The organism is Arthrobacter sp. NPDC093128, from assembly GCF_040683875.1.
Lineage (GTDB): Bacteria > Actinomycetota > Actinomycetes > Actinomycetales > Micrococcaceae > Arthrobacter.
The window spans coordinates 83494-108317 of the sequence record NZ_JBFBEY010000018.1 but is presented as its reverse complement, the minus strand read 5'-3'; the positions used below and the strand labels follow the sequence as shown (position 1 = coordinate 108317).

Below are 24824 nucleotides of genomic sequence, written 5' to 3'. Positions count from 1 at the left end.
CAAATCGCCTCCGAAGTCCCTATAAGTGGACAAAAACTCCAGTCCAACACGAGGGAATCCCAGCGCAAGGGCTCCGAGGCTTGTCCGCGATTCCGTACCTACAAGGTGCGGTTCTGCGGACAAGCCTCGGATTCTTTGTGTGATGGCTGCGCGCCGCCCAGATCCGCGCGGTGCGGCCTTGCCGTGATCGCCTAGCCGTTGATGACCTGCGGGACGCCGACGGCTTTGAGGCCTTCGACGCCGAATTCCAGGCCGTAGCCGGACTGCTTGGCGCCGCCGAAGGGGACGCGGGGGTCCACGGCGCCGTGCTTGTTGATCCAGACGGTGCCGGCCTCGATCCGGGCAGCGACCCTGCGGGCTGCGGCGAGGTCCGGGGACCAGACGGAGGCGCCGAGTCCGACGTCGAGCGCGTTGGCCATGGCGACCGCCTCATCAACCGTGCTGTAGCGGATGATCGGGAGGGCGGGGCCGAACTGTTCCTCGGCCACCAGCGGGTTGTTGTTGTCGATGTCGGCCACCAGGGTGGCGGGGTAGAAGTGGCCGGGCTGGTCCGGGTCCGGGTTGCCGCCGGTCAGGATCCGGGCGCCGGAGTCCCGGGCGGCTTCGACGAGCCCGGCCACGATGTCGTACTGGGCCCTGTTCTGCAGCGGGCCCAGGACGTTGCTCTCGTCCAGGCCCACACCCATCGGCATCGCGGCGGCCACCTTGGTGAGTTCCTCGCAGACGGCGTCGTAGATGTCGTCGTGCACGTAGAGGCGCTTCAGCGCCGCGCAGGTCTGGCCGGTGTTGATAAACGCCCCCCAGAACAACCCCTCTGCAATTCCTTTCGGGTCGGCGTCGGGCAGGACGATGCCGGCGTCGTTGCCGCCGAGTTCCAGGGTGAGGCGCTTGACGGTGTCCGCGGAGGACCTGATGATCGACCGGCCGGCGGCGGTGGAGCCGGTGAACATGATCTTGCCGATCGCGGGGTGTTCGGCTAGCCGGGCACCGACCTCGCGGTCCCCGGAAACGACGGTCAGGAGGCCGTCGGGGAGTTCCTCGTTGAGGACCTTGGCGAGGGCCAGGACGGACAACGGGGTCATCTTGGAGGGCTTGACCACCACGGCGTTGCCCATCCGGAGGGCGGGGGCGATCTGCCAGATGGTGATCATCATCGGCCAGTTCCACGGGCCGATGGCACCGACGACGCCGATGGGCTTGTAGTGCAGTTCGGCGTAGGTTTCGCCGTCGTCCACCACCACTTCGGGGTCCAGCGGGGTGGTGGCGGCGGCGCGGAGCCAGGCGGCGCAGGCGCCGACTTCGAAGCGGGCGTTGGGGCCGTTCAGGGGTTTGCCCTGCTCGCGGGAGAGCAGCCGGGCGAGTTCTTCGGCGGAGCGTTCGACGGCGTCGGCTGCTTTTAGGAGCGCGGCGCTGCGGGCCTCGTGGCCCAGTGCAGCCCATGCGGGCTGGGCGGCCGACGCTGCGGCGATGGCCTCCTCCAGGTCCGCAACGGTGTGCACGGGGGCTTCGCCGACGGCGGTGCCGGTGGCGGGGTCCAGGATGGTCCGGGTCTCGCCGGTGTCCGGGGTGATCGAGGCCAGAAGGGCGTCGTAAGTTTCCATTGGGATACTCCACTTCGAGTAGGTCAGGGACCGCAGGCCGGTACGGCCTGTCAGCGCTGCTTCAAGCGTGCGCCGTCGGGCGTTGCGGGTCTTGTCTTTCCGTGAAGGTCACTTGACCGCTGGCGAACGGTTGCGCCGGGACGCCGCGTAACAAACGGGTGGCTCACTGCCCAATTGTTGCCTATGAGGCAATGGATGATGTTCAATGATCACATTGTGAGTTGCATCACGAAGGCTAAATCCAACGACATGAAGCCCAGCGGCCGAGGAGCGGACCATGGAAATTCTTACCAGGACAGAAGTCCAGGCGGCTGCCACGAGGCTCGTCGACGCCTTTGCGGCCGCCGACTTCGACGCCTACTTCCGGTGTTTCGCGGAGGACGCCACTTTCCTGTTCCACACGGAACCTTCCCGAATTGAATCACTGGAGGACTACCGGAACCTCTGGCGAAGCTGGCTCGACTCCGGCTGGAGGGTTGTTGAGTGCCAGAGCTCGGGCCAGGCCGTCCAGCTCGCCGGCACTGGCGCCGTCTTCAGCCACGATGTCCGGACAGTTGTCGAGGTGGCGGGAGCCCGGGATGTGCTCCATGAACGTGAGTCCATCATCTTTTCCAGGACCCCGGACGGCGGAATCCTGGCCATCCACGAACACCTTTCACCGGCGTCCGTCTCCTAGGCAAAGGCACCCCTCATGACGATCAACTCCGACGTACCGGCAGCGACTGAGGTCGAAAAGCATGGTATCGAGCCCATCCCGGCGAAGGACCGTAGCGCCCGGCCCCTGGACCTATTCCGGCTGGTGTTCGGCGGCGCCAACACGTTTGCCACCGTGGTTCTCGGCTCCTTCCCCATCCTTTTCGGGCTCTCCTTCAAGGACGCGCTGCTGGCTACCCTCCTGGGAGTGGTGGTGGGCGGGCTGATCCTCGCGCCCATGGCCGTCTTTGGTCCCACCAACGGGATGAACAATGCCGTTTCATCCTCCGGGCACCTGGGAGTCCATGGGCGGGTGGTGGGTTCCTTCCTGTCCCTGCTGACAGCCTTCGCCTTCTTCTCCATCTCCGTCTGGAGCTCCGGCGATGCCCTGGTCGGTGGGGCCAACCGTTTGATCGGCCTGCCGCAGAACCCCGTCACCCTCAGCATCGCCTACGGCGTTTTTGCGCTCCTGATCCTGACGGTTTGCATTTACGGCTTCCGGTTCATGCTGCTGGTTAACAAGATCGCTGTGGTGGCGGCCTCGCTGCTGTTCCTGCTCGGCATCTTCGCCTTTGCCGGCGCCTTCGATCCCTCCTATGCAGGCATCTTCGGGCCGGCCGCGGATGCCGCCACGAACGCATTGTTCTGGCCGTCCTTCATCGGTTCTGCATTGATCGTGATGTCCAACCCCGTCTCCTTCGGCGCTTTCCTTGGGGACTGGTCCCGTTACATCCCCGCTGAGACGCCCAAGATCCGGGTGATGGCGGCCACCTTCTTCGCGCAGGTTGCCACCCTCATTCCGTTCGGCTTCGGGCTGGTGACGGCCACCATCATCGCCACGGAGGCCCCATCGTTCTTCGAGGGGTCGGACTATGTGGGCGGCTTGCTGGCGGTTTCCCCGGCCTGGTATTTCCTGCCGGTCTGTCTGATCGCGCTGATCGGCGGCATGTCCACCGGGACCACTGCCTTGTACGGCACCGGCCTGGACTTCTCCAGCGTTTTCCCCAGGTTTTCCCGCGTCCAGGCGACCATCTTCATCGGCTCCATTGCCATCGTGTTTATCTTTGTGGGCAAGTTCGCGTTCAACGTGGTGCAGAGCATTTCCACCTTCGCCGTTCTCATCATCACGTGCACCGCGCCGTGGATGATCATCATGACGGTGGGCTACATTGTCCGTCGAGGCTGGTACGACGCCGACTCCCTGCAGGTCTTCAACCGCCGGCAGACCGGTGGCAGGTACTGGTTCAACCATGGCTGGAACTGGCGGGCCATGGCCGTCTGGATCTTCGCGGCGGTGATGGGCATCCTCTTTGTGAACATCCCCGGGCAGTTCACCGGACCCCTCGGCGACCTGGCCGCAGGCGTAGACCTGAGCATCCCCGTTTCCATCGGCCTGGCCGCGGTCCTCTACCCCCTCGTGCTCTGGCTCTTCCCGGAACCGGCCGACGCCTTCGGGCCCGCCGGTCCGAGGTTCGTCAGGGCTGCAGGTGCCAAGAATGTCCCGATCATTGCAGAGGAGCCGGCTGAACCGGTTCCGGCAGAAATCAGCTGATCCTCCGTCCCTGGCACACAACGATCCAAAGGCCGGTTACCGCACACAGGCGGTGACCGGTCTTTGGCGTTCCCGGGGTGAGCCACTGTCCTCGAAAACACGTCATTGCGCTCAGGAACAACAACTGATCGCTGCACGACAAGCCGCATCCGGAGGCGGCTGCCATGCTGGATTTCACAGTGCAGCTTTGCCCGGGCCCAGCACCCTTCCCAAGGGCTTTCCCCGGGACACCCCAGCACATTCCCCAGCACTCATGACCGTTAAGAAGGACCCAATGAGTATTTCGAATCCCGAATCCCGGACCGCAGAACCCGGGTCCCGCCAGGAACACTCCACTGCACTGCGCGCAGGCAGCATCGGCGTCCTGGGCATCCTGTTCTTTGTCCTGTCCGCACAGGCCCCGCTGACCGGAATCGTCGGAGCAGCACCGCTCGCGGCCGCGCTCGGCAACGGTGCCGGCGCCCCGGGCGCCTACCTCGTCGTCGGCATCGTCATTGTGATTTTCGCTGTCGGCTTTGTGGCCATGAGCCGCAAGGTGCAGACCAACGGCGCCTTCTACGCCTACGTCACGGCAGCGTTCGGACGGAAGGTCGGTGCCGGCGCTGCCTGGCTGGCCCTGCTGGCCTACAGCACGGTGCAGGCGGCAATGTACGGATTGTACGGAGCGGCCTTCTCCGGACTGCTGGCCTCCGCCGGAATTACGGTTCCGTGGTGGCTGCTCGCGCTGGTCACCATGGCCGGCGTCCAGGTCCTGGGATCCCTGAACATCGAGCTGGGCGCCCGCGTCCTTGCCGTCCTGGTGGGCCTGGAAGTGGCCATTCTCCTGATGTTCGGTTTCTCCGTCCTGTTCAAGGGCGGCGGCCCGGAAGGGCTGGACTTCGCAGCCTCGTTCGCGCCGGAAGCCATCGCCAGCGGAGCTCCCGGGGTGGCCATCATGTTCGCGGTGGCCTCCATGTTCGGCTTCGAATCGACGGCCATCTACTCCGCCGAGGCCAAGGACCCGCACCGGACCGTTGCGCGGGCCACCTATCTCTCCGTGGGCATCATCGCCGTCTTCTTCTCCTTCATCACCTGGATGCTGGTCAGCTTCTACGGTCCGTCCCACGTCGTCGGCGCAGCAGGAGCAGCACTCGAATCCGGCGACGCGACCTCGTTCGTGATCGGCCCGATCGTTGAGATGTTCGGACCGTGGGCCGGAGTGACCGCCGGCGTCCTGCTGGTGACGTCCCTGCTGGCCGGCATCATCGCGTTCCACAACGGCATCAACCGCTACCTCCACTCGCTGGCGCTACGCGGTTCCATGCCCGCCGTCATCGCCAGGACCAACAAGCACCGTGCGCCCGCCACTGCAGCCTGGATCCAGACAGCGGTCGCCGCCCTCCTCGTGGCCCCGTTCGCGTTGCTGGGACTGGACCCGGTGCTGACGCTCTTCTCCTGGTTCAGCGGCCTTGCCGTCGCGGCACTGCTGGTGCTGTACATGCTGTCCTCCCTCGCCGTCGTCGGCTATTTCCGCCGGGAACGCGTGACCGGACAGCGGTGGCAGACCCTCATCGCCCCGGTGCTCGCGTCCGTGCTGCTGGCGTGGGTGCTCTGCCTGGTGGTCAGCAACTTCACGGCCCTCATCGGCGGAAGCGCCGAAACGGCCGTGGGGCTGCTGGTGGCCGTCCCTGTGATCTTTTTGGCCGGAGTGCTGGTCGAGATCCGGGTGGAGAACCGGGCCCGGAACCTAGACCTTGAGTTCGCCGGGTAACGGACTTTCGACGGCGGCGACGGCGGGGCGGGCGGCGGTTTGGTGCCGCCCGCGCCAGGCGAGTCCGCCGGCAAGCAGCAACAGCGCCAGCAGCGACACGGCCGCTCCCGCGGCAATCTCCGGTTCGACGGGCCACCGGCCGGTCAGGCCCATAAATGCAGGCACCGTGGCAGAGGCCTGGCTGGTGAGGATGAGGGACCAGCCAATCAGCGGCGTCAGGCGGGCGAACCCCAACGCCAGTTGCAGGAAGAACATCAGCCACAGGTAGGTCCAGCACAGCCAAAGGACGGCCAGCAGCGGGTCCTCTCCGGACCAGGCTGCGGCAAGCAGGAGGCCGCACAGGCCCACCATCCCGCAGAACCAGCCGAGCCCCTTGGACCCGAGCCCCAGCAGGAAATCCAGGCCGACGTAGACATACGTCAGCCCGAACAGGAACATCCCGGAGGCGCCGAGGAGCAAATGCAGGCCGCCGTCGCCGGTAATCCCCAGGTATGCGACGCCGAGGACCAACTGGGTGCCGCCGATGACCAGGCTGAACACGGCAGCGTCCCGGCGGGGGAGGGTGCCCAGCAGCGCCAGGCCGTTGAGCAGCAGTGCGGCTCCGGAGAGAAGCAGGCCAATGTGGGCCATCAGAAGTCCCCCGCCGGAGCCGGAACCGAAGCCGGAACCGAAGCCGTAATTTTCGTTTTATGGAAATTAAATGTCACAACACGGAGGTTAGCTGAAGGCCGATTGGCCAGGCGCGGCCCGCGCAGTCACAATTGGATACGTTGAAGTTTCAATAAAAGGGTGCCGGCGCGGCTTATGCGGAGACTTTCCGCGCCCGGTTCGACGTAAGGAATCATCATGGACGCACGGCTGGAAGCTATCCGGGACAAGGTGCTGGCGCGGAATCCGGGCGAAGCCGAGTTCCACCAGGCTGTGACCGAGGTGTTCGAAAGCCTCGGCCCGGTCCACGACCGCCACCCCGAGTTCCTTGAAGGCGCGGTGCTGGAGCGGCTGTGCGAGCCCGAACGCCAGATCATCTTCCGGGTGCCGTGGACGGACGATTCCGGCCGGGTGCAGATCAACCGCGGCTTCCGGGTGGAGTTCAACTCAGCCCTGGGCCCCTACAAGGGCGGCCTGCGGTTCCACCCGTCCGTGTACCTGGGCATCGTGAAATTCCTCGGCTTCGAGCAGATCTTCAAGAACGCCCTCACCGGCATGCCGATCGGCGGCGGCAAGGGCGGCTCCGACTTCGATCCCCGCGGCCGCAGCGACGCCGAGGTGATGCGCTTCTGCCAGTCGTTCATGACCGAGCTGTACCGCCACATCGGCGAATACACTGACGTGCCGGCGGGCGACATCGGCGTGGGCGGCCGCGAAATCGGCTACCTCTTTGGCCAGTACAAGCGCATCACCAACCGCTACGAATCCGGCGTCCTGACGGGCAAGGGCATCTCCTGGGGCGGCTCGCTGGTGCGGCCTGAAGCCACGGGCTTCGGCACGGTGATCTTCACAGAGGAGATGCTGAAGACCAGGGGCTCATCCTTCGACGGGCAGCGCGTGGTGGTCTCCGGCTCCGGCAACGTGGCCATCAATGCCATCGCGAAGGCCCAGGCTCTCGGCGCCACCGTAGTGGCCTGCTCCGATTCCTCCGGCTACATCGTGGACGAGGCGGGAATCGACGTCGGCCTGCTGCGCCGGATCAAGGAAGTGGAGCGCGGACGCCTCAAGGACTATGAGGTCCGCCGCCCCGGAGTCTCCTATGTCGACGGCGGCTCGGTGTGGGACGTCGACGCCACGGTCGCCCTCCCGTGCGCCACGCAGAACGAGCTCGACGGCGACGCTGCCGCGCGGCTGGTCCGCAACGGACTGCTCGCCGTCGGTGAAGGTGCGAACATGCCGTCCACCCGGGACGCCGTGGCGGTGTTCCAGGAGGCCGGTGTGCTGTTCGCTCCGGGCAAGGCCGCCAACGGGCGGGGTGGCCACATCGGCCCTCGAGATGCAGCAGAACGCGAGCCGCGATTCCTGGTCCTTCGAGCACACGGAACAGCGCCTCACGGAGATCATGGTGGGCATCCACGACCTTTGCGCCCAGACTGCCGACGAATACGGCGAGCCCGGCAACTACGTGCTGGGCGCCAATATCGGCGGCTTCGTCAAGGTTGCCGACGCCATGCTCGCGCAGGGCCTGATCTAGGCGCCCTGACGCAGGCTAGGCGCCGCGCCGCCAGTCGCTGGGGGATTCGCCGAAAGCGTCCCGGAAGGAGCGGCTGAAATGCGCCGCGTCCAGGAATCCCCAGCGGGCGGCGACGGCACCGACGGACGCGCCCGTGTGCAGCGGGTCCCTCAGGTCGCGCCGGATGCGTTCGAGCCGCTGGCTCCGGATCCAGCTGGCCACGGTGGCGCCGGATTCATGGAAGACATTGTGCAGATGCCGCGTGGAGATGAAGTGTGCCGCCGCAATGCTGGCCGGTGACAGCTGCGGATCCGCCAGGTTGGCCTCGATGTATTCGCGGACCGACGTGGCCAGCAGCACCTGGGGCTTCATGGTGTCCGCCGCCATGTCCAGTTCCGAGTGAAGCATCGTTGAGACAAGATCAAGGGCGTTGGCGGCCAGCCGGGACCCGCTGGGGCCGCTGAGCAGCTCGGGGTTGGCCGCGAGCTGGGCAATGAACGGGCCAACGATGCCGGTCAGGCCACTGCCGCCGGCCAGGCAGACCGCGGAAAGCTGGCCCACGTAGTCCGGCGGGAGCGTCAGTGCGTCGTGGGGGAACATCACCACCATCATCCGCGCCTGCTCTTCGAAGGCGAGCGTGTACGGCCGGTTCGTGTCGTAGATGGCGAGGTCGCCGGGGCGCAGCACAGCCTCGCGGTTGTCCTGGATGAGGAGGCCGGTGCCTTCCAGCTGGAGATTGAGCTTGAAATAGCGCTGGTCGGACTGCGCCAGCAGGGCCGGTGTGCGGTGGACGCTGTGGGACGTGGCCGAGACCTCCACGATTGCCATGCGGTCCAGCACGCGGGACCGCATGCGGCCGCGGAAGGCGTCCGGGTGGTCGGTTTCCGCCGCCAGCGGCACAAAGGACTCCGCCACGAGGTGCCGCCAGTGGTCAAACGACGTGGCCACGCTGGAGGTGAGGTCCTGGCCCGCGGGGCGGGCGGTAGTTGCAGACATGGATGTTCCTGACGCCGGTCGGCCATCTGTAAGTTGTCCCCCAAGGCTGTGTCCTGCGACACAGTCATTTCAGGTTAGCGCCGAACTTCCGCGGTGTCATTCTTTTTTCGACACATGGCGAAAAAAACTTCCCTCCCTCGAGTTTTTGTCCACTTGGAGGGAGTTAGGCGGGCTTCAAGTCCCTCCAAGTGGACAAAAACTCAAGGGTGCGGGGCTTAGCGTGAGGGAGACAGCAGGGTCAGGAAGGCGTCCAGCTGGGCGGCCAGGCCCGGATCCGCCCGGCCCTCGGGGGCGAGGGCGGCGGCAATCTGCGCGCCGAGCAGCATGTTCAGCAGGTGGCCGGCGACGGCGGAGTCGTCGACGGCGGCGCTGACGGTCCCGTGCTCCCTGGCCTCGGCCAGGTATCCCAGGATGGAGGCGTGCCACTGCTCCATGGACTCGCGGTGGATGGCGGCCTTCCCGGGATCGTTGATGGCTTTTTGCCAGAACGGAACGACGATCCGCGCTTCATTGACGCGCTCGGAATCCAGCGGCAGCACCTCAATGCAAAACGCCTTCAGCGCCGGAATCCCGGCCTTGCCCTCGGTCACTTCCCGGATGCGTTCGTTGGTCCGGTTGAAGACATGCCCGAACGCGAACGTCAACAGGGTGTCCTTGGTCGGGAAGTACGGCTTCAGGGCGCCGTTGGCGAAGCCGGCCTCCAGGGCGATCTCCCGCATGGTGGCGCCCTCGATGCCCAGCCTGGCGATGATCCGCCAGGTTGCATCGACCAGCTCCAGGCGTCGCTCGTCATGGTCAACAATCTTTGGCACGCTGGCGCTCCCCCGGAACTATTTTGTGTCGAACCCTTGTGATCCATCTTACGGACGGTTTATTCTCTACAACTATAGAAAATAAAAATCCGACCTGCCAAGGTCCCGGACAAAAGGCCGTCATGACACCCTCCATAACTGACACGCTCACGCCGTACCGCCTCACCCCGTTCAGTCTGGCGACGGGTGCCGAAATCACCGAGGTCCAGGGCATTCTCCGGGCGGGGGGACTGCTTGGGCCGGAGAAGCGGATCGCCTACCTCGGCCTGCTGGACCCGGCCCGGGGCGCGGCGGCGGATGCGGAGGACCGGCGCTTCCGGGTGTTCATCCACGATGTGTCCGGCGGGCGTCCCCTCGACGTAACTGTCTCCGCCACGAGCGGCGCGGTGACCTCCGCCGTCGAACTCGACACCGCCGCCACGGGCGAACTGCCCGTCCTGGAAGAGGAATTTGAAGTCGTCGAGGAACTCCTGGCGTCCGACGAACGCTGGCTCAAGGCCCTCGCGGACCGCGGGCTGGACGTCGGCAAGGTCCGCGTCGCGCCGCTGTCCGCCGGCGTCTTCGAATACCCCGGGGAGAAGGGCCGCCGCATCCTCCGCGGACTGGCCTTTGTGCAGGAGTTTCCCGAGGACAGCGCCTGGGCGCATCCGGTGGACGGCCTCGTGGCGTACGTGGACGTCGTCAGCAAGGAAGTCACGCAGGTCCTGGACCTGGGGGCCGTCCCGGTTCCCGCAGAGCACGGCAACTACACCGATCCGGAACTTACCGGCCCGCTGCGGACCACGCAGAAGCCCATCAGCATCACCCAGCCCGAAGGGCCCAGCTTTACGGTCACCGGCGGCAACCACGTGGAATGGGAAAAGTGGAGCGTCGACGTCGGCTTCGACGTCCGCGAGGGCGTGGTGCTGCACAACCTCGCCTTCCAGGACGGGGAACGGAAGCGCCCCGTCGTCAACCGGGCCTCCATCGCCGAGATGGTGGTTCCCTATGGAGACCCGTCCCCGATCCGGTCCTGGCAGAACTACTTCGACACCGGCGAATACCTGGTGGGCCAGTACGCCAACTCGCTCGAACTGGGCTGCGACTGCCTCGGCGAGATCACCTACCTCAGTCCGGTGATCAGCGACGCGTTCGGCAACCCGCGCGAAATCCGCAACGGGATCTGCATGCACGAGGAGGACTGGGGCATCCTGGCCAAGCACAGCGACCTCTGGTCCGGCATCACCTACACCCGCCGCAACCGCCGGCTGGTGATCTCCTTCTTCACCACCATCGGCAACTACGACTACGGCTTCTACTGGTACCTCTACCTCGACGGCACCATTGAATTCGAGGCCAAAGCCACCGGCGTCGTGTTCACCAGTGCCTTCCCGGAAGGCGGCTCGGCCAACATTTCCCAGCTCGCCCCGGGGCTGGGCGCGCCGTTCCATCAGCACCTCTTCAGCGCCCGGCTGGACATGGCCATCGACGGCTTCACCAACAGGGTTGAGGAGGAGGACGTGGTCCGGCAGGCCATGGGTGAGGGAAACGAGCGCGGCAACGCGTTCTCCCGGAAGCGGACTGTCCTGGCCCGGGAGTCCGACGGCGTCCGCGAGGCCGATGCCCGCACTGGCCGGACCTGGATCATTTCCAACCCGGACTCGCGCAACCGGCTGGGCGAACCCGTGGGCTACAAGCTGCATGCCCAGAACCAGCCCACGCTGCTCGCGGATCCGGAGTCCTCGATTGCCCGCCGGGCGGCGTTCGCCACCAAGGACCTGTGGGTCACCCGGTTCGCGGAGGACGAGCGCTACCCCACGGGGGATTTTGTGAACCAGCATTCCGGCGGGGCCGGCCTGCCGGCGTACATCGCCCAGGACCGCGAGATTGACGGCCAGGACATCGTGGTCTGGCACACCTTCGGGCTGACGCACTTCCCCCGGATCGAGGACTGGCCCATCATGCCGGTGGACACGGTCGGCTTCAAGCTCCGCCCGGAAGGTTTTTTCGACCGCAGCCCCGTGCTGGACGTGCCGGCGGGTTCACAGCCTGCCGCCGGCGGACACTGCCACGGCTAGGCCCACGTCATGACAGCCCTGCGGGGATGGGACCGCGCCGCCGGCCGCGTCCCTGGGCCGCGTTTGCGGCCAATTCCGGCCGGCCATCCGCGGCCCGCCTTTCATCCGCGGATGGTTGGCGCGGCCACCGCAGCATCCTGCCTGGTGCACCTCTGGCTCGCTGCGGGCAACCACCACGGGCCCTGGCTGAACCTGCTGATGCTCGCCATGGTGGGCGTCTGCCTGCCGTGTGCGGTGCACATCTGGCGCGAGGGCCGTGTGGGTTCCCTGCGGCAGGTGATGGCGTGCGGGCTGGCGATGACGGTGCTGCACGCCTCCCTGCTGCTGGGCGGTGGTTCCGGTTACGGCGCAGGTTCCGGCAGCGGGGCGGCCGGCCACAGCCACGCCGCCCTGCCGGCGGCAGCGGCTGCCGGATCCGCGGCGGGTTCTGCCGCTGGCGGGCTGCTGGCCGTCATCGCCCTGGAAATTACGACGGCGCTGCTCGCCGCGACGCTGTTGGCCCGGCTGCGGCGCGTGTCCGGCGGCTGAGCTTGCCGAGGTCCGAGGGTTTCGGCAGGCCCAGCCACCGATGCTTTAGCGGACGGGGTTGCCCAGTTCACGCAGCGGTGTCTTGTGGGTTTCGCGGGCCCACAGTGCGCCGGCGACCGCCAGCAGCGAGGACGCCGCCACAATCCAGGCCGCCGGACCCCAGTTGGCCTTGGTGGCGCCCACCAGGGCGGTTCCCAGAAGCGGCGTGAAACCGGCGCAGAGGATGCCCACCTGCAGCCCGATGGCCATGCCGGAGTAGCGGACCTTGACGTTGAAGAGCTCCGAGAACCAGGCAGGGTAGATCGCGTTGGACATGGCATAGGTGCCGGCGGTGATCAGGGTGCTGGCGACGAAGATCATCGGGATGTTGCCGGTGGAGATGACCGAGAAGTACACAAAGATCATCGCGCCGGAGCCGATGACGCCGGTGATGAAGACCGGCCGGCGGCCGAACTTATCCGACAGTGCCGCCATGAGGGGCTGCGTGGCGATGGCTATCACGTTACCGAGGATGCTGACCCAGAGCATGGTGGAGGCGGGGACGCCGACGGAGACGGCGTAAGCCAGTCCGAAGGATTGCATAAAGGTGTTGGTGACGGTTTCGAAGGACATCAGGGCCACCTGGAAGAACTGGGCCGGGTGGGTCTTGAACATCTTGGCGAAAGGCAGCTTCACCAGTTCGCCGTGATCGTGCTTCTCCTCGAAGACCTCGGGTTCCTCGAGCGAACGGCGGACCATATAGGCAACGAAGAGCACGATGACGGAGAGCCAGAACGGGATGCGCCAGCCCCATGCGAGCCGGTCCGCCTCATTCATGGCGGCCACCGGCAGGAAGGCCAGGGAGGCCAGCACGATGCCGAAGGAAATACCGCTCATGGCGAAGCTGGCAAAGAAACCGCGGCGGCCGGTGGGGGCTTCCTCCGTGGTCAAGGCCGAGGCTCCCGCGGTTTCAGCGCCTGCCGAGAGGCCCTGCATGAGGCGGAGCAGCACCAGCAGGGCGGGCGCCCAGTAGCCGGCGGTGTTGAAGTCAGGAAGGACACCGATCAGGAACGTGGCCGCACCCATCAGAACGAGGGTGAGAACCAGGGTCGCTTTGCGGCCGATCTTGTCGCCGAGGTGGCCAAAGAAGACTGCGCCAAAGGGACGGGCCACATAGGCCACGCCGAAGGTCGCGAACGAGGCGAGCAGCGCGACGGTGGCGTCACCCGACGGGAAGAAGATCTTCGAAAAAATCAGCGATGCTGCCGTGGCGTAGATGAAGAAGTCGTAGTACTCAAGGGCGCCGCCGAGGAATGCGGCCAGCGCGGCCTTCTTGGCGCGCTTGAGCTTGCGCTGCGCCTCTGCGGTCTCGGCCGTGGTTGCAAGATTGGTCATTCTGATGGTCCTTCCACACTGAAAGACGGTTGCTCCGGTGCATGGATGCGATTTTTGATTTGTACGCATTACGAACAGCTGTGCGATATGCGACTAATGAATAGGGTACCGCACAGTGGGGTGCCTCACAATGGCTCCCGGCTGCTTCTCCCCAACTGAGGGGTGCCGCCATGGAGATTGCGCTGCGGGTTATCCGGATATGATCGGAATAAGCCTGCGGCCAAGCGCCCGCTGGTGCCGGACATGAGCTTCAGGGAGGGCAAGCGATTCCATGGCGGAGCAAGCCGCGTACTTCGTGAAGTCGGTGGAGAAGACCTTTGACGTACTACGGTCCTTCACCCCGGACGAACCCCGCCTGACTGTCTCCCGGGTCGCCGCGAAGTCGGACATGACCAGGGCCTCCGCGCGGAGGTTCCTCCTGACGCTGACGGACCTCGGCTACCTTCGCGCCGACGGCGCCCACTTCGAGCTGACGCCCAGGTCGCTGGACATCGGGCAGTCCTTCCTGGCAAACCTGGCTCTCCCAAGGATCGCGGAGCCGCACCTCAAGTCCCTTGCTGCGGACCTCAACGAGACAACGTCGCTGTGTATCCTCGACGGCACCGACGTCGTCTATGTCGCGTGCGTCCCGTCACCACGGCTCCTGAGTGTCTCCATCAGCGTGGGCACCAGGTTCCCGGCCTGGGCCACGTCCATGGGACGGGTGCTGCTGGGTGCGCTGTCCGACGCCGAGCTGCGAACATACTTCGATTCCGTCCAGTTGCAGCGGTTCACCGAGCGCTCGATCGGAACCCTCGACCAGCTGCAGGCCGAAGTGGAACAGGCCCGGGCCAGGGGATGGTCCATGGTTTCACAGGAGCTGGAGGAAGGCCTCCGCGGCGTCGCCGTCCCGGTCTGGCGCGGCCACGACGTCGTCGCCGCCGTCAATGTGTCCCTGCAGACCCACCGGGCCCCCGCGGACGCGATCGAAAAAACAGTCGTTCCGCTCCTGCAGGACGCCGCGCGGCAGATCGGCCACGATTACGGCGGCCGCGCCACCGAACCACACAACACTTCAACCCGGGGATGAAATGATCACACGCACCGACGTCGATGAAGCCGCTGCCAGGATTGCGGGGCTGGTGCGCCGCACGCCCGTCATTGAAGCGGACCGGGGCACCTTTCCGGGGGACGTCTGGCTGAAGTGCGAGTTCATGCAGCACACCGGAACATTCAAGGCCCGGGGTGCCTTCAACCGCGTGCTTGCCTGCCGCGAGCGGGGCGAGCTGAAGGACGACGTGGGCATCGTGGTGGCCTCCGGCGGCAACGCCGGCCTCGCCAACGCGTATGCCGCGGCCCGGGCCGGAGTGCCGGCTGCCGTCTTTGTCCCCGAGACCGCCCCCGCAATGAAGGTGAAGAAGCTCCGGGAATCCGGGGCAACCGTCATCCAGCGGGGCGCTGAATACGCCGTCGCCTATGACGCCGCCATCGCGTATGCGGCTGAAACCGGCGCCGTGTACTGCCACGCCTACGACCAGCCGGAGATCGCCGCAGGTGCCGGCACCGTCGGTTCGGAACTCCTGGAACAGCTGGGCGGCGTGGACACCGTGCTGGTGGCTGTGGGCGGCGGGGGACTGATGGCCGGGATCGCGGCCGCCGTCGAAGGCCTGGCCAATGTGGTGGGCGTGGAGCCCGCCGCGGCTCCCACGCTCCACGCCGCGCTGAAGGCGGGGGAGCCGGTGGATGTTGCCGTCGCCGGCGTCGCCGCCGACTCACTCGGGGCACGGCGGATCGGACAGATCGGCTTTGACGTCGCGGTCAGGACCGGGGTGAAGAGCGTGCTGGTGTCCGACGACGAGATTGTCGCCGCGCGCTCGCAGCTGTGGTCCGACTACCGGATGATCGTGGAGCACGGCGCGGCGGCCGCCTTTGCCGCCCTGACCTCGGGGGCCTACGTCCCGGCGGACGGTGAACGCGTTGCCGTGATCCTGTGCGGCGCCAATACGGACCCGTCCACCGTCTGATTTTTCAAGCCAAACCTCAGCGATCAGATCGCTGCGCGGCCTCCGGGCCGGGCCGAGATCCGCTTTGGTTCCTTGCGGTCCCGGCGGGCATAGACGCGGGACCGCTGGCTGGAGAGGGCGAGGATGAGCAGGATGTCCAGTGTGAGGCCGGGGAGGTTGGTCTGCAGCGTGATGCCGGGACCGCCGTTCGCCACATCGATGACCTGCAGGCCGATCGCGACGGTGCTCACGGCCATGGTGAGCGTGCGCGCCCAGTTCCGTCCCAGGAAAACGAGCCAGGCCAGCAGCAGTTCGGCGAGCGCAAAGAGCACCACCACGGCCAGGCCGGCGTAGAGCACCAGCTGCGCCTGGTCCGCGGTTAGTCCGGAGCCGGAGCCATTGCCGGAGCCGCCAGCGGGCTGAAGGAGCGGTTCCAGGTGCTCTTCGGGGAACAGCACGAAGGACATGGCGAGGGCGGCCGCCGCCAGTGCGCGGCCGGCGACGAGGGCGGCGCCGATGATGGTGGGGGCGGGGCGCCTGTTCCGGCTGTCGCTCGGGAGCCGGGGAACGGCCACACCGGGCGCCGGTGTTCCGCGCAGGTCAACGATGGGAAGGTCGCCATCGGTGGCAATTTCATCGCCGCCGCCGTTGCGGGTGTGGTAGCCGGTGGAGAAGTCCCGGATCACCCGGACGGCAGCCGACGGGTCGGCGTCGGAAACGGACCTGACGATATGGTCGCGCTCGTCGTCCGTGTGTTCGTCGATCTTGTGCGTGATCTGAAGCGTGAACAGCGAGAAGCCGACGCTGCGGTCGTACGTACCGGCGGCCAGCCAGTCCACGGCCACCCCGCCGGGGAGCAGCCAGCCGGGCGGGCAGTGCCAGAAGCGGACGTGGTGCCGCTTGCCGGGGCTTCCGTCCACTTCCTGCTGGTACGCGAAGTCCTGCTGGCGGCCGAACAGGAAGAGGGGGCTGACCGGGGCCTCGAGGTAGCTGCGGCGCAGGACCGTGGACGTGATGATCCTCCAGCTGCTGGCCAGGGTCACGTCATCGGCGACGGTCCAGCCCGCCAGTCGCATGACCCGGTGGAGCTGTCCTTCGGAACCGAGCAGGGCAACGTTGACGGGATCCCCGAGCAGGCCGTCGCTGGTGCGGGCGCGCCCGATGAAGTAATCGGGCACGTACACGCGGGTCAGGATCGAGTGGAGCCGGGGTAGTACGAGGTAGGCGAGCATCGCCCAGAAGATGAACGTGAACCAGATCTGGCCCCAGCCCCACTGGAAGCTGAGCTCAACGAGAAGATAGGTCAACCAGACGGCGGCGACACCACCGACCAGGAAGAAGATCCTGTCCCATACGGTATCCAGTGCGGTGCGCGATACGCCCGCGACAGGGACCTTCACCGCAGGCCTGGTCATGAGCAAAATGATACTGGAGCCGGTAGTTGGTTCCGTGGGCGCAGCGGCCCGGGCTGAGATGCATTGTGATCCCCCCAGAGAATCGTGTGGTTAGTCCAGCGGAAGCGTGACCGTGACGCAGGTGCCCTTGCCGGGGGCTGCGTCGACGTTTACGGTGCCGCCGGCTTCGTGGACCGCGATGGACATCAGGAGCAGTCCGAAACCCTGCGGCCGGTTGCCGGTGTGATTGCCGGTGTGGTCGTTGCGGTCAAACCCGGTGCCGTTGTCGGCCACGATCAGCCGGATGCCGTGGTGCACTGCAGCGAGCCGGACGGTCAGTTCGGTGGCGCCCGCGTATTTGAGTGCGTTGCTGAGGGCTTCCTGGGCAACGTGGTAGAGCAGCTCGGCACTGCCGGCCGGTATCTCGATGCCGTGGTGCGGGGTCTCCCACCGGACCGAGGTCCCCTGCTCCCGGAGCGGGGCGGCGAGCCGGTCTATGCAGCCGGCGAGCCCGAGGGCGTGGAAATCCACCGGACTCTGATCGGTGATGACACCGTGGATCGCGGTGACCTCGTTATCAGCTGGAGCCTTTTTCATGGCTAGTCCTGCTTCCTTGCAGCCTCTGATGCTTTCTTCTCACGGGTGCTGGGTTCCCGCCTGGATGTTATGACTCAAGGGTGGAACGAAAGAATCAGGGACTCCGCGAGGTTGACGCAATATTGGCTCAAGTTCCACGGGGCGCTGGCCCGAAGGATGAATCTGCTGGCTTTGAGGTTGAGCTCAGGCGGAAATGGCAGCCATTGACGCCGGTGCGCCGCGGCGCGTGGATAGGGTGACAGGCATGGAACCACTTCTGAAATCAATGCGGCATTGGGGCGCCCCTGTGGCGGCCGTTCTTTTCTTCGCACTCTGGTGCGTTGGCGAAGCAGGAAGGATGGGGCCGTGGCCCGGACTCAACGTCTGGCCGGGAACTGTCCCGCTGGCGCTGATGACGTTGACCATCGCCGTGTCGGTGTGGCAGCCGATGGCATCCCTCGCCCTGACGGCGCTCCTGCTGACCGGCCAGTTCCTCTACGTCATCCCGGCGATGTATCCGAACCACTGGGCCATCTACATCGGATCGTTCATCGCCCTGGCGTTCATCCTGTGGACCGCGGGCAAACGGACGGTCATCATTGCCGTTTCGGCCAACGCGGCCTTTATCGTGGCCATGACGTTCCTGATGATCTCCTGGCGGTACGGCTACGGCGTGGGCTGGTTCTACCCCCTGTACGGCGGTGACCGCGTGGCCCTCCAGGTCCACGGTTGGCAGCTCTTCTCCGTCCTGACGCTCATCGCCGCGGGCTGCTCCGCCGTCGGACTCGCGTTGGCGCTCTACCAGGAACGCGGCAGCCTGTTCCACGCCCGGAACATTGCCCAGGCGGGCCTGAAGGAAGCCGAAATCGACCTCATCGTGGAGCAGGAACGGACGCGCATTGCCCGGGACCTTCATGATGTCCTGGCCCACTCCCTGGCAGTCATCGCGGCGCAGGCCGACGGCACGCGCTACCTGAGCTCGGACCAGCCCAGGGCCGTGCTCAGCGCCCTCGAAAATATTGCCAGCTCTGCCCGCGGTGCCCTCGTGGACGCGCAACGCGTCATCGAAGGGGTCCGCGACGACGGCATGGTGGCGCCGCAGCCGCGGCTCAGTGATGTGGCCCCGCTGGTCGACAGGATGCGGCAGGGCAGCCTGGCGATCCACCGCAGCGAATCGGGCACTCCGGTGGAGATGACCGCCGGCCAGGAGCTGGCCGTGTTCCGCATCGTCCAGGAGTGCCTCACCAACGCACTGAAGCACGGCGGACGCGGTACTGCTGTGCGGCTGCACTTTGACTGGACCGGCCCCGGGCTGGCGCTGCATGTGGCGTCCGCCCTGGCCGCCGCAGGGTCGGGAGCCGCAGGGTCGGGAACCGCAGAAGAGGCGGACGGTGCCCAACGGGTGGGGCGGGGTATACCCGGTATGCGTGAACGGGCGCACCTGGCCGGAGGCTGGGTGACCGCGGGCCCGGACGGTGAGCAGTTCCGGGTCACCGCATTCGTGCCCTACGGGCTGCACGCCGCCGTCGGAGCGGACGGCCGGGAGGCCACAGGGCCGGAAGCAGCGGAACTGGAAGCGGCGCCACTCGAAGACGCCCGGCCGGAAGCGGCCGTCCGTGGCTGATACCGCAGGGCGCATCTCGGTGGCGCTCGTGGACGACCAGCCCCTCTTCCGTGCCGGAATCCGGATGCTCATCGAGAGCCAGGCGGACATGGAGCTTTCGGGGGAAGCGGGCGACGGCGAGGAGGCAGTGGCGCTCGCGATGGAACGGAACCCTGACGTGATGCTGATGGACCTGCGGATGCCTGTGCTCGACGGGGTCACCGCCACACAGCGCATCCTGCAGCAGGCGGATGCCGAGGGCGGGAACAAGCCAAAGATCATCGCCCTGACCACCTTCAACCGCGACCAGGCGGTGGTGGAGGCCGTCCAGGCCGGGGCCAGCGGATACCTGCTCAAAAGCGCGGAACCTGAATTCCTCCTCGCCGCCATCCGTACCGTCCACTCCGGCTACTCAGTCATCGCGCCCGGCTCCGTCCATGAGCTTTTCCAGCATGCGGCGCGGACGTTGCCCTCCGCAGGGCCGGACCTCTCCGTCCTCGAGGTGCTGTCGGCGCGGGAACGCGACGTCTTCCTGCTCGCGGCCAAAGGGCTGGCCAACGCCGAGATGGCCGACAGCCTGTTCGTCTCCGAGGCCACCATTAAGACGCACCTGCGCAGCGTGCTGGACAAGCTGGGGCTCCGCACCAGGCTCCAGCTGGTTGCCTTCGCCTACGAACGGCGGCTGCTGGGGTAGCAAAGCATCCACTGCCCGACTGGGCGCAATTCACAGCGGCTTAGGATCGCCCCTGCCTTGGCTGCTCCTGTCGCCCTGGTGGATGGTCACCGTTGCGGTAGCGTGCTGAAGCTGGATGCCCGCGGCAGTTGAGGGACCGTCCTAGGGGGCCCGCGGCGGACTATGGCTCCGAACTCTGGCCGGAGACTGGGCGAAGTGGGATTCTTAAGCTTGGCGGAGGGAAGCACCGTGACTCCCAAGCAACTGGTACTTGTAGTATCTGCCACCGTGGGCGTCCTGGCCCTGGTGCTGCTCTCGATCGACTGGCGGCCGGAGGCATTGCAGGATCCTGCCCGGACACTGGGTGTCCTCAACGCCCAGGGCGTTATCCGCTGGGGCGAAAACCCTGACCGTGCGCCCTTCTCCGTCTTCGAGCTCATTCTGTTCATCGCGGTGGGGCTGGCCTTCGTGCTGGCGGGGGTGACGGCATGGCAGACCCGGCCCAACCGGAATCCCGGTCTGCTCCTGGTGGTCGCCGGGCTGCTGTGGCTGGCGGCCGGCGTGCGGCGGTCCAGCGATCCGGTCCTGTTTACAGTGGGAGTGGGGCTGACGCTGATGTACCAGCCGCCGCTGCTTCAGCTGGCCCTGAGCTTCCCGTCGGGAGTCCTTCGCTCGCGGGCGGAACGCGGTGCGGTGATTTTCTTCTTTGCCGCCTGGGTGGTCGTCGCGGCCGCCAGCTGGGCGTTTTTTGATCCGCGGCTGCATATCGCCGCAGGGCAGTCCACGTCCCAAAACCTGCTGCTCCTGTGGGACAGCCCGCAGCTCACCAACGCCATCGGCGACATGGCCAGGATTGTCCAGGTGGGCGTGGGCCTGGCGATTGTGGCAATCCTGGTGTCCCGCTGGCGGTCCGGTTCATCCGCCTATCGGGCCGCGTTCCTGCCACTGTGGCTGGCTGTAATCATCAAGACGGCGTCCACCGTCTGGGTGTCACTTGCTGTGGTTCAGCTGACCGGCTCACTCTCCAACGAGGCCCTGCTCTGGCAGTATCCGGCGACCGCCATCGTCCCCCTCGCCGTCCTGCTCGGCCTGTGGCGTTACCGGTTCGCCCGAGGTGCGCTGAGCGATCTGATGGTGGAAATCGGGATGGCGCCGGTCAGCGACCGGCTCATCCGCGCCCTGCGGAGATCGGTCCGGGACCCCACCCTCAGCCTGTGGCGGTGGTCGCCGGCGCTGTCGGGGTTCGTGGACGACGACGGCGTGCCCCGCGCAGTCCCGGAGGACGGATCCGGGCGGGCAGCCATGGTGTTGGAACGCAACGGCACGCCCGTCGGGGCGCTAGTCTTCGACGAAGCCCTGAGGGACCAGCCGCAGCTGCTGGCCGCGGTTCGGAGCGCCACCTCACTGGCACTGGACAACCAGAACATGGAGCAGCAGCTGCGGGACCAGCTGGTCGAGGTCCGCCGCTCCCGGGAACGGATCGTCACCGCCGGGGACGCCCGGCGTCGTGAGCTGGAACGGGACCTGCACGACGGTGCGCAGCAGCGTTTGGTCGCCGTGTCCATGGACCTGGCCAGGGCGCGGCGTGCCGCGAGCCCCGTGGAGATGAAGGACCTGGTGGACCACGCCAGTGACGGGCTTGCCGTTGCCCTGGCCGAACTGCGTGAACTGGCCAGGGGCGTCTATCCGCCGTCGCTGCGGGAAAGGGGCCTGGCCGGCTCGCTCACGGCGCTCGCGGAGCGCTCCGCACTGCCCATCCAGCTGGAAGTCGACCTGCCGCAGAGGCCTCCGCCGCAGGTGGAACTCGCGGCGTATTTCATCTGCGCCGAGGCCGTCACCAATGCGGCCAAGCACGCCCGAGCCTCCACCCTGCTGATCGGCGTAAAAGGCACGGAAACCGAGCTCGGCCTCCGCGTCACGGACAACGGGATCGGCGGGGCCAGCGCAGGCGCCGACGGCGGCCTGCTGGGACTGGCCGACCGGGCCGCGGCACTGGGCGGCTCCCTGGCGGTCACCAGCCCTGAAGGCCGCGGAACCACCGTGGCCGCAACGCTGCCGTTCTCGGCAGATCCAACGGAGGACATGCCATGACACTGCGCGTCGCCCTTGCGGACGACTCGGCGCTGCTCCGCCGGGGACTTGCCGCCCTGCTCAGTTCCGAAGGGCTGGAGGTGGTCTGCGAGGCCGCGGATGCCCAGGAACTCCTGGAGTGCGTTGCCGCCCTGCGGCCGGATGTCGCCGTCGTCGACATCCGCATGCCGCCCACCTTCACCATCGAGGGCATCCAGGCCGCCACGGCCATCCGGCGCGACCAGCCCGGCACGGGGGTGCTGCTGCTGTCCCAATACGTCGAGACCGAAAATGCCATGTCGCTCTTCGGGAACGGAGCGAAAGGGCTCGGCTATCTGCTCAAGGAGCGGGTCTCCGACATCGACGACTTCATCGATGCCCTCCACCGCGTGGCGGCGGGCGGCACCGCCGTCGATCCGGAACTGGTGGCCCGCATGGTGGCCCGGCCGCACAACGGCCGGCAGCGGGAGGACGAGCTCAGCGGCCGGGAACGGGATGTCCTGGAGCTGATGGCCGAGGGGCGCACCAACCAGGCAATCGGCAAGACCCTGTTCCTGGGGGAGCGGACGGTGGAGGCCCACATCAGGAGCATCTTCCTGAAGCTCGGGCTGCGGCCGGAACCCGAGGACCACCGCCGGGTCCTTGCCGTGCTCACCTACCTGCGCCAGCAATAGCCAACCGGCGGCAGCCCCTTTCGGGAGCTGCCGCCGGTTGGTTGGCCAGGACCTGGCCAGCTGAAGATCCTGCTAGTTGGACACCCTGCGAGTTCGACGGAGCTAGTTGGACATCGAGGTGGTGCCGCTGCCGGTCCAGCCGGTGAACGGCGACCAGACACCGTTGGCACCTTCCTGGTGGCGGACCTTGTGGTAAACCTCCTCGTTGCCGATCTCCGTGTTGGTCAGGGTGCGGACATTGTGGATGGTGTGCCAGCCGTTGGCGGGGCCGAGGTAGCGGCTGAAGGCCGAGTTGCCGAGATGGTCGTCACCGTTGGGCCAGTCGTCGCTCTCCCAGCGCTGCTGCTCGATGTAGACGGAGCGGTTGGCTGCGCAGTAGACGTTGATCCGGTAGTCCACCAGTTTGGTGCCGGACGAGTTGAACCCCGCAAAGATGGGCTTCAGCGGCACCACTTGGCAGGCGTAGTTGGTGGTGGCGGCCTGGGCGGGTGCGGCCAGGGCGACACCACCTGCGGCAAGTCCCAGCGTCATTGCTGAGACGAGGGCGATCTTCGCGCGGGAAGGACGGGACTTCTTTGTTCCGGCGGTCATGGACATGACTTCTTGCTCCTATTGGGGTGGGTGGTTTCCGGTTCCGGAGTGCTCTCCTGGTCCGGTGTTTCCATGGTGCGCGCGGGGTCCCGTCCGTGACTTCCGTGCTAGCACTGTTTGTCCGGGGCAGCAGGATTATCAGCTTGCTTATTATTTCCGGGGTTCCTAGTGTTAAACCCGTAAGGCATCCGGCAGGAGGAGGACATATGTCAGCGCACAACATTGCAGGCAAGAAGGTGGCGTTCCTGATGACCGACGGCGTGGAGCAGGTGGAGCTGACCAGCCCCTGGAACGCCGTGAAGGAAGCCGGGGGTGAGCCCACCCTGGTGGCGCCCAAGGCCGGGAAGCTGCAGGGCTACGACGGCACCGAAAAGGGCGAGAAGTTCGACGTCGACATCACCGTGGCTGAGGCCAACGCCTCCGATTTCCATGCACTGGTGATCCCCGGCGGAGTGGTCAACGCCGACCACCTGCGCGTGGACAAGGACGCCCAGGCCTTCGCCCGCAGCTTCTTTGAGCAGCACAAGCCCGTGGCCTCCATCTGCCATGGGCCCTGGCTCCTCATCGACGCCGGTGTGGTCCGCGGCCGCAAGCTGACCTCGTACCACACGCTCCAGACCGACCTGAAGAACGCAGGCGCGGACTGGCGTGACGAGGAAGTGGTGGTGGACCAGGGCTTCGTTACCAGCAGGCACCCCGGTGACCTCAAGGCGTTCAACGACAAGCTGCTCGAAGAGATCGAAGAAGGCGAGCACGCCGGCCAGACGGCCTAAGCAGCCGCGTCCAAATCGGAGCGCGCAAAAAAGGAGAGGGGCCCGACGACGGCAAATTGCCCCCGTCGGGACCCTCTCCTTTGCTTAAGTTCCGGGTCCCTGGTCAGTCGCTGGAGCTGGGTTCCGTGGTGAGGCCCCGGTTGTCTCCGGTTTCGCTGTTCTGCTCCTCGGCCGGTCCCGGGGGTTTGGTGCCGCCCGCGCCGGCGGGGCCGCTATCGGCGGGTCCGGAGGCGGCGTGGCGGCCGGAGGCCCGGTCTGCCGGCTTGTCCTTCGGCAGCGGGCTGGTTTTGTCTTCGACTCCGTCGCTCACGATGTCTTCGGGCTCGTTGTGTTCCGTGCTCATGGACTGCTCCTGATCTTGCGGTGTCGGATCTGTCCGGCCTGCTCAAAGCGCCGGCCCGTTCTAGGCGGACTTACCGTTCCACGCTACAGCGGGGCTGCAGGTGCGTACAGGTGCGGGCCCGCGTGTCCCTATGCCATCGAAGCCCATTGGCGCAGTTCCCGGGTTTCGCCGTAGGGCACGTCGCGGCTCACGGCGACGGTGTAGGTGGAGAAGCCGGTCTGGGTGACCAGTACGCCGTGGCGCCGCTCCTGCATGGCGTGCCGGAGGGCGATGTCCACGGCGCTGTTGAGGTCGTTTTCGATGGTGGCGGGATCGTGGGCAATGATCTCGAGGAGGATGTCGGAGTGGTGCTTGATCATGGGGTGCTCTCTCTCGCGGTGAAGGGTCAGGGGCGTCTGAGGATGATTTGGTGAGGGCTGTTTCCGGAAGGGAAATCGGGTAGGGCAAAGAAATGCCGGCTAAGGCTGGAAATGATGTGAGGGTGCCCGGCATTCTGTGATGGGGCTGGGCCGGCGCGATGCGTCCGGCGGAGGGACCGGGAACGTTTGCCGTTCCTGCGGATCCACCCTTAGTGTGGCGGACCGCCTGGCCGCATGGCAATCATTTCGGTGGAATTTGTTG

22 protein-coding genes and 1 pseudogene are annotated in these 24824 nt (G+C 66.5%); 13 read left to right on the top strand and 10 right to left on the bottom strand.

Annotated elements, in window-relative coordinates; translation table 11 throughout:
- Positions 1-191 precede the first annotated feature (191 nt).
- Entirely contained in the window at positions 192-1601 is a 1410-nt protein-coding gene (locus AB0N24_RS20220) for an aldehyde dehydrogenase family protein (RefSeq protein WP_364128144.1), read from the bottom strand.
- Between the two features lie 277 nt (positions 1602-1878).
- Here AB0N24_RS20220 and AB0N24_RS20215 point away from each other — a divergent pair, with 277 nt between their 5' ends.
- From AB0N24_RS20215 to AB0N24_RS20205, 3 genes are all read left to right on the top strand, one after another.
- Complete coding sequence (locus tag AB0N24_RS20215; RefSeq protein ID WP_364128142.1) at positions 1879-2277, top strand: nuclear transport factor 2 family protein; 399 nt, start codon at positions 1879-1881, stop codon at positions 2275-2277.
- Positions 2278-2292: 15 nt separating this feature from the next.
- A complete protein-coding gene (locus tag AB0N24_RS20210; RefSeq protein ID WP_364128139.1) occupies positions 2293-3846 on the top strand; it encodes a cytosine permease in 1554 nt (517 codons plus the stop codon).
- 274 nt (positions 3847-4120) lie between these two features.
- The gene (locus AB0N24_RS20205) at positions 4121-5596 is read left to right on the top strand and encodes an APC family permease (RefSeq protein ID WP_364128136.1); all 1476 of its coding nucleotides are present in this window, start codon (positions 4121-4123) and stop codon (positions 5594-5596) included.
- Here the strand turns inward: AB0N24_RS20205 and AB0N24_RS20200 are convergent.
- The gene (locus AB0N24_RS20200) at positions 5573-6226 is read right to left on the bottom strand and encodes an AmiS/UreI family transporter (RefSeq protein WP_364128133.1); all 654 of its coding nucleotides are present in this window, start codon (positions 6224-6226) and stop codon (positions 5573-5575) included. The two genes, AB0N24_RS20205 and AB0N24_RS20200, sit on opposite strands and share 24 nt — an antisense overlap.
- A gap of 216 nt (positions 6227-6442) precedes the next feature.
- Between AB0N24_RS20200 and gdhA the strand changes: the two are divergent.
- Positions 6443-7778 (top strand): annotated as a pseudogene (gene gdhA, locus AB0N24_RS20195) (NADP-specific glutamate dehydrogenase).
- A gap of 15 nt (positions 7779-7793) precedes the next feature.
- Here the strand turns inward: gdhA and AB0N24_RS20190 are convergent.
- Positions 7794-8753, bottom strand: coding sequence for a helix-turn-helix domain-containing protein (locus AB0N24_RS20190; RefSeq protein ID WP_364128131.1), 960 nt, complete (start codon positions 8751-8753; stop codon positions 7794-7796).
- 215 nt (positions 8754-8968) lie between these two features.
- Complete coding sequence (locus tag AB0N24_RS20185; protein ID WP_364128128.1) at positions 8969-9565, bottom strand: TetR/AcrR family transcriptional regulator; 597 nt, start codon at positions 9563-9565, stop codon at positions 8969-8971.
- A 122-nt stretch (positions 9566-9687) separates the two neighbouring features.
- Between AB0N24_RS20185 and AB0N24_RS20180 the strand changes: the two genes are divergently transcribed.
- Positions 9688-11622: a primary-amine oxidase gene (locus tag AB0N24_RS20180; protein WP_364128126.1), complete on the top strand. Its 1935-nt coding sequence runs from the start codon at positions 9688-9690 to the stop codon at positions 11620-11622.
- Between the two features lie 111 nt (positions 11623-11733).
- On the top strand, positions 11734-12150 hold the full coding sequence (locus AB0N24_RS20175; protein WP_364128124.1) for a hypothetical protein: 417 nt from the start codon (positions 11734-11736) through the stop codon (positions 12148-12150).
- A 45-nt stretch (positions 12151-12195) separates the two neighbouring features.
- Here AB0N24_RS20175 and AB0N24_RS20170 read toward each other — a convergent pair whose 3' ends face one another.
- Positions 12196-13524 (bottom strand): MFS transporter, encoded by a 1329-nt coding sequence (locus AB0N24_RS20170; protein ID WP_364128122.1) that lies wholly within the window; start codon positions 13522-13524, stop codon positions 12196-12198.
- Positions 13525-13795: 271 nt separating this feature from the next.
- Between AB0N24_RS20170 and AB0N24_RS20165 the strand changes: the two genes are divergently transcribed.
- Both AB0N24_RS20165 and AB0N24_RS20160 read left to right on the top strand, forming a co-directional pair.
- Positions 13796-14593 (top strand): IclR family transcriptional regulator C-terminal domain-containing protein, encoded by a 798-nt coding sequence (locus tag AB0N24_RS20165; protein WP_364128119.1) that lies wholly within the window; start codon positions 13796-13798, stop codon positions 14591-14593.
- A gap of 1 nt (position 14594) precedes the next feature.
- Positions 14595-15527, top strand: coding sequence for a threonine/serine dehydratase (locus tag AB0N24_RS20160; protein WP_364128116.1), 933 nt, complete (start codon positions 14595-14597; stop codon positions 15525-15527).
- A 23-nt stretch (positions 15528-15550) separates the two neighbouring features.
- On the opposite strand, the gene AB0N24_RS20155 is transcribed toward AB0N24_RS20160, so the two are convergent.
- The gene (locus AB0N24_RS20155; RefSeq protein ID WP_364128113.1) at positions 15551-16921 is read right to left on the bottom strand and encodes an LssY C-terminal domain-containing protein; all 1371 of its coding nucleotides are present in this window, start codon (positions 16919-16921) and stop codon (positions 15551-15553) included.
- A gap of 90 nt (positions 16922-17011) precedes the next feature.
- Positions 17012-17497: an ATP-binding protein gene (locus AB0N24_RS20150; RefSeq protein ID WP_364128110.1), complete on the bottom strand. Its 486-nt coding sequence runs from the start codon at positions 17495-17497 to the stop codon at positions 17012-17014.
- A gap of 244 nt (positions 17498-17741) precedes the next feature.
- Here AB0N24_RS20150 and AB0N24_RS20145 point away from each other — a divergent pair, with 244 nt between their 5' ends.
- The 4 genes from AB0N24_RS20145 (at position 17742) to AB0N24_RS20130 (ending at position 22496) form a co-directional block, all read left to right on the top strand.
- A complete protein-coding gene (locus AB0N24_RS20145; RefSeq protein WP_364128108.1) occupies positions 17742-19100 on the top strand; it encodes a histidine kinase in 1359 nt (452 codons plus the stop codon).
- Positions 19093-19773 carry a response regulator transcription factor gene (locus tag AB0N24_RS20140; RefSeq protein WP_364128105.1) on the top strand — a complete coding sequence of 227 codons (681 nt, stop codon included), beginning with the start codon at positions 19093-19095 and terminating at the stop codon, positions 19771-19773. The genes AB0N24_RS20145 and AB0N24_RS20140 overlap by 8 nt, the downstream gene beginning before the upstream one ends.
- A 228-nt stretch (positions 19774-20001) precedes the next feature.
- Positions 20002-21843 (top strand): histidine kinase, encoded by a 1842-nt coding sequence (locus AB0N24_RS20135; protein ID WP_364128102.1) that lies wholly within the window; start codon positions 20002-20004, stop codon positions 21841-21843.
- The gene (locus AB0N24_RS20130) at positions 21840-22496 is read left to right on the top strand and encodes a response regulator transcription factor (protein ID WP_364128099.1); all 657 of its coding nucleotides are present in this window, start codon (positions 21840-21842) and stop codon (positions 22494-22496) included. The genes AB0N24_RS20135 and AB0N24_RS20130 overlap by 4 nt, the downstream gene beginning before the upstream one ends.
- 102 nt (positions 22497-22598) lie before the next feature.
- On the opposite strand, the gene AB0N24_RS20125 is transcribed toward AB0N24_RS20130, so the two are convergent.
- Positions 22599-23087 carry a hypothetical protein gene (locus AB0N24_RS20125; RefSeq protein ID WP_364128096.1) on the bottom strand — a complete coding sequence of 163 codons (489 nt, stop codon included), beginning with the start codon at positions 23085-23087 and terminating at the stop codon, positions 22599-22601.
- Positions 23088-23293: 206 nt separating this feature from the next.
- Between AB0N24_RS20125 and AB0N24_RS20120 the strand changes: the two genes are divergently transcribed.
- On the top strand, positions 23294-23860 hold the full coding sequence (locus AB0N24_RS20120) for a type 1 glutamine amidotransferase domain-containing protein (RefSeq protein WP_364128093.1): 567 nt from the start codon (positions 23294-23296) through the stop codon (positions 23858-23860).
- A 103-nt stretch (positions 23861-23963) separates the two neighbouring features.
- On the opposite strand, the gene AB0N24_RS20115 is transcribed toward AB0N24_RS20120, so the two are convergent.
- Both AB0N24_RS20115 and AB0N24_RS20110 read right to left on the bottom strand, forming a co-directional pair.
- Positions 23964-24203: a hypothetical protein gene (locus AB0N24_RS20115; protein ID WP_364128090.1), complete on the bottom strand. Its 240-nt coding sequence runs from the start codon at positions 24201-24203 to the stop codon at positions 23964-23966.
- Positions 24204-24331: 128 nt separating this feature from the next.
- Positions 24332-24562 (bottom strand): hypothetical protein, encoded by a 231-nt coding sequence (locus AB0N24_RS20110; protein WP_307052004.1) that lies wholly within the window; start codon positions 24560-24562, stop codon positions 24332-24334.
- Positions 24563-24824 lie beyond the last annotated feature (262 nt).

What these genes read in the sequence shown, in the direction of transcription:
- AB0N24_RS20220 (WP_364128144.1), bottom strand. Translation starts at nt 1,601, where the DNA reads ATGGAAACTTACGACGCCCTTCTGGCCTCGATCACCCCGGACACCGGC.
- AB0N24_RS20215 (WP_364128142.1), top strand. Translation starts at nt 1,879, where the DNA reads ATGGAAATTCTTACCAGGACAGAAGTCCAGGCGGCTGCCACGAGGCTC.
- AB0N24_RS20210 (WP_364128139.1), top strand. Translation starts at nt 2,293, where the DNA reads ATGACGATCAACTCCGACGTACCGGCAGCGACTGAGGTCGAAAAGCAT.
- AB0N24_RS20205 (WP_364128136.1), top strand. Translation starts at nt 4,121, where the DNA reads ATGAGTATTTCGAATCCCGAATCCCGGACCGCAGAACCCGGGTCCCGC.
- AB0N24_RS20200 (WP_364128133.1), bottom strand. Translation starts at nt 6,226, where the DNA reads ATGGCCCACATTGGCCTGCTTCTCTCCGGAGCCGCACTGCTGCTCAAC.
- AB0N24_RS20190 (WP_364128131.1), bottom strand. Translation starts at nt 8,753, where the DNA reads ATGTCTGCAACTACCGCCCGCCCCGCGGGCCAGGACCTCACCTCCAGC.
- AB0N24_RS20180 (WP_364128126.1), top strand. Translation starts at nt 9,688, where the DNA reads ATGACACCCTCCATAACTGACACGCTCACGCCGTACCGCCTCACCCCG.
- AB0N24_RS20175 (WP_364128124.1), top strand. Translation starts at nt 11,734, where the DNA reads ATGGTTGGCGCGGCCACCGCAGCATCCTGCCTGGTGCACCTCTGGCTC.
- AB0N24_RS20170 (WP_364128122.1), bottom strand. Translation starts at nt 13,524, where the DNA reads ATGACCAATCTTGCAACCACGGCCGAGACCGCAGAGGCGCAGCGCAAG.
- AB0N24_RS20165 (WP_364128119.1), top strand. Translation starts at nt 13,796, where the DNA reads ATGGCGGAGCAAGCCGCGTACTTCGTGAAGTCGGTGGAGAAGACCTTT.
- AB0N24_RS20160 (WP_364128116.1), top strand. Translation starts at nt 14,595, where the DNA reads ATGATCACACGCACCGACGTCGATGAAGCCGCTGCCAGGATTGCGGGG.
- AB0N24_RS20155 (WP_364128113.1), bottom strand. Translation starts at nt 16,921, where the DNA reads ATGACCAGGCCTGCGGTGAAGGTCCCTGTCGCGGGCGTATCGCGCACC.
- AB0N24_RS20150 (WP_364128110.1), bottom strand. Translation starts at nt 17,497, where the DNA reads ATGAAAAAGGCTCCAGCTGATAACGAGGTCACCGCGATCCACGGTGTC.
- AB0N24_RS20145 (WP_364128108.1), top strand. Translation starts at nt 17,742, where the DNA reads ATGGAACCACTTCTGAAATCAATGCGGCATTGGGGCGCCCCTGTGGCG.
- AB0N24_RS20130 (WP_364128099.1), top strand. Translation starts at nt 21,840, where the DNA reads ATGACACTGCGCGTCGCCCTTGCGGACGACTCGGCGCTGCTCCGCCGG.
- AB0N24_RS20125 (WP_364128096.1), bottom strand. Translation starts at nt 23,087, where the DNA reads ATGACCGCCGGAACAAAGAAGTCCCGTCCTTCCCGCGCGAAGATCGCC.
- AB0N24_RS20120 (WP_364128093.1), top strand. Translation starts at nt 23,294, where the DNA reads ATGTCAGCGCACAACATTGCAGGCAAGAAGGTGGCGTTCCTGATGACC.
- AB0N24_RS20115 (WP_364128090.1), bottom strand. Translation starts at nt 24,203, where the DNA reads ATGAGCACGGAACACAACGAGCCCGAAGACATCGTGAGCGACGGAGTC.
- AB0N24_RS20110 (WP_307052004.1), bottom strand. Translation starts at nt 24,562, where the DNA reads ATGATCAAGCACCACTCCGACATCCTCCTCGAGATCATTGCCCACGAT.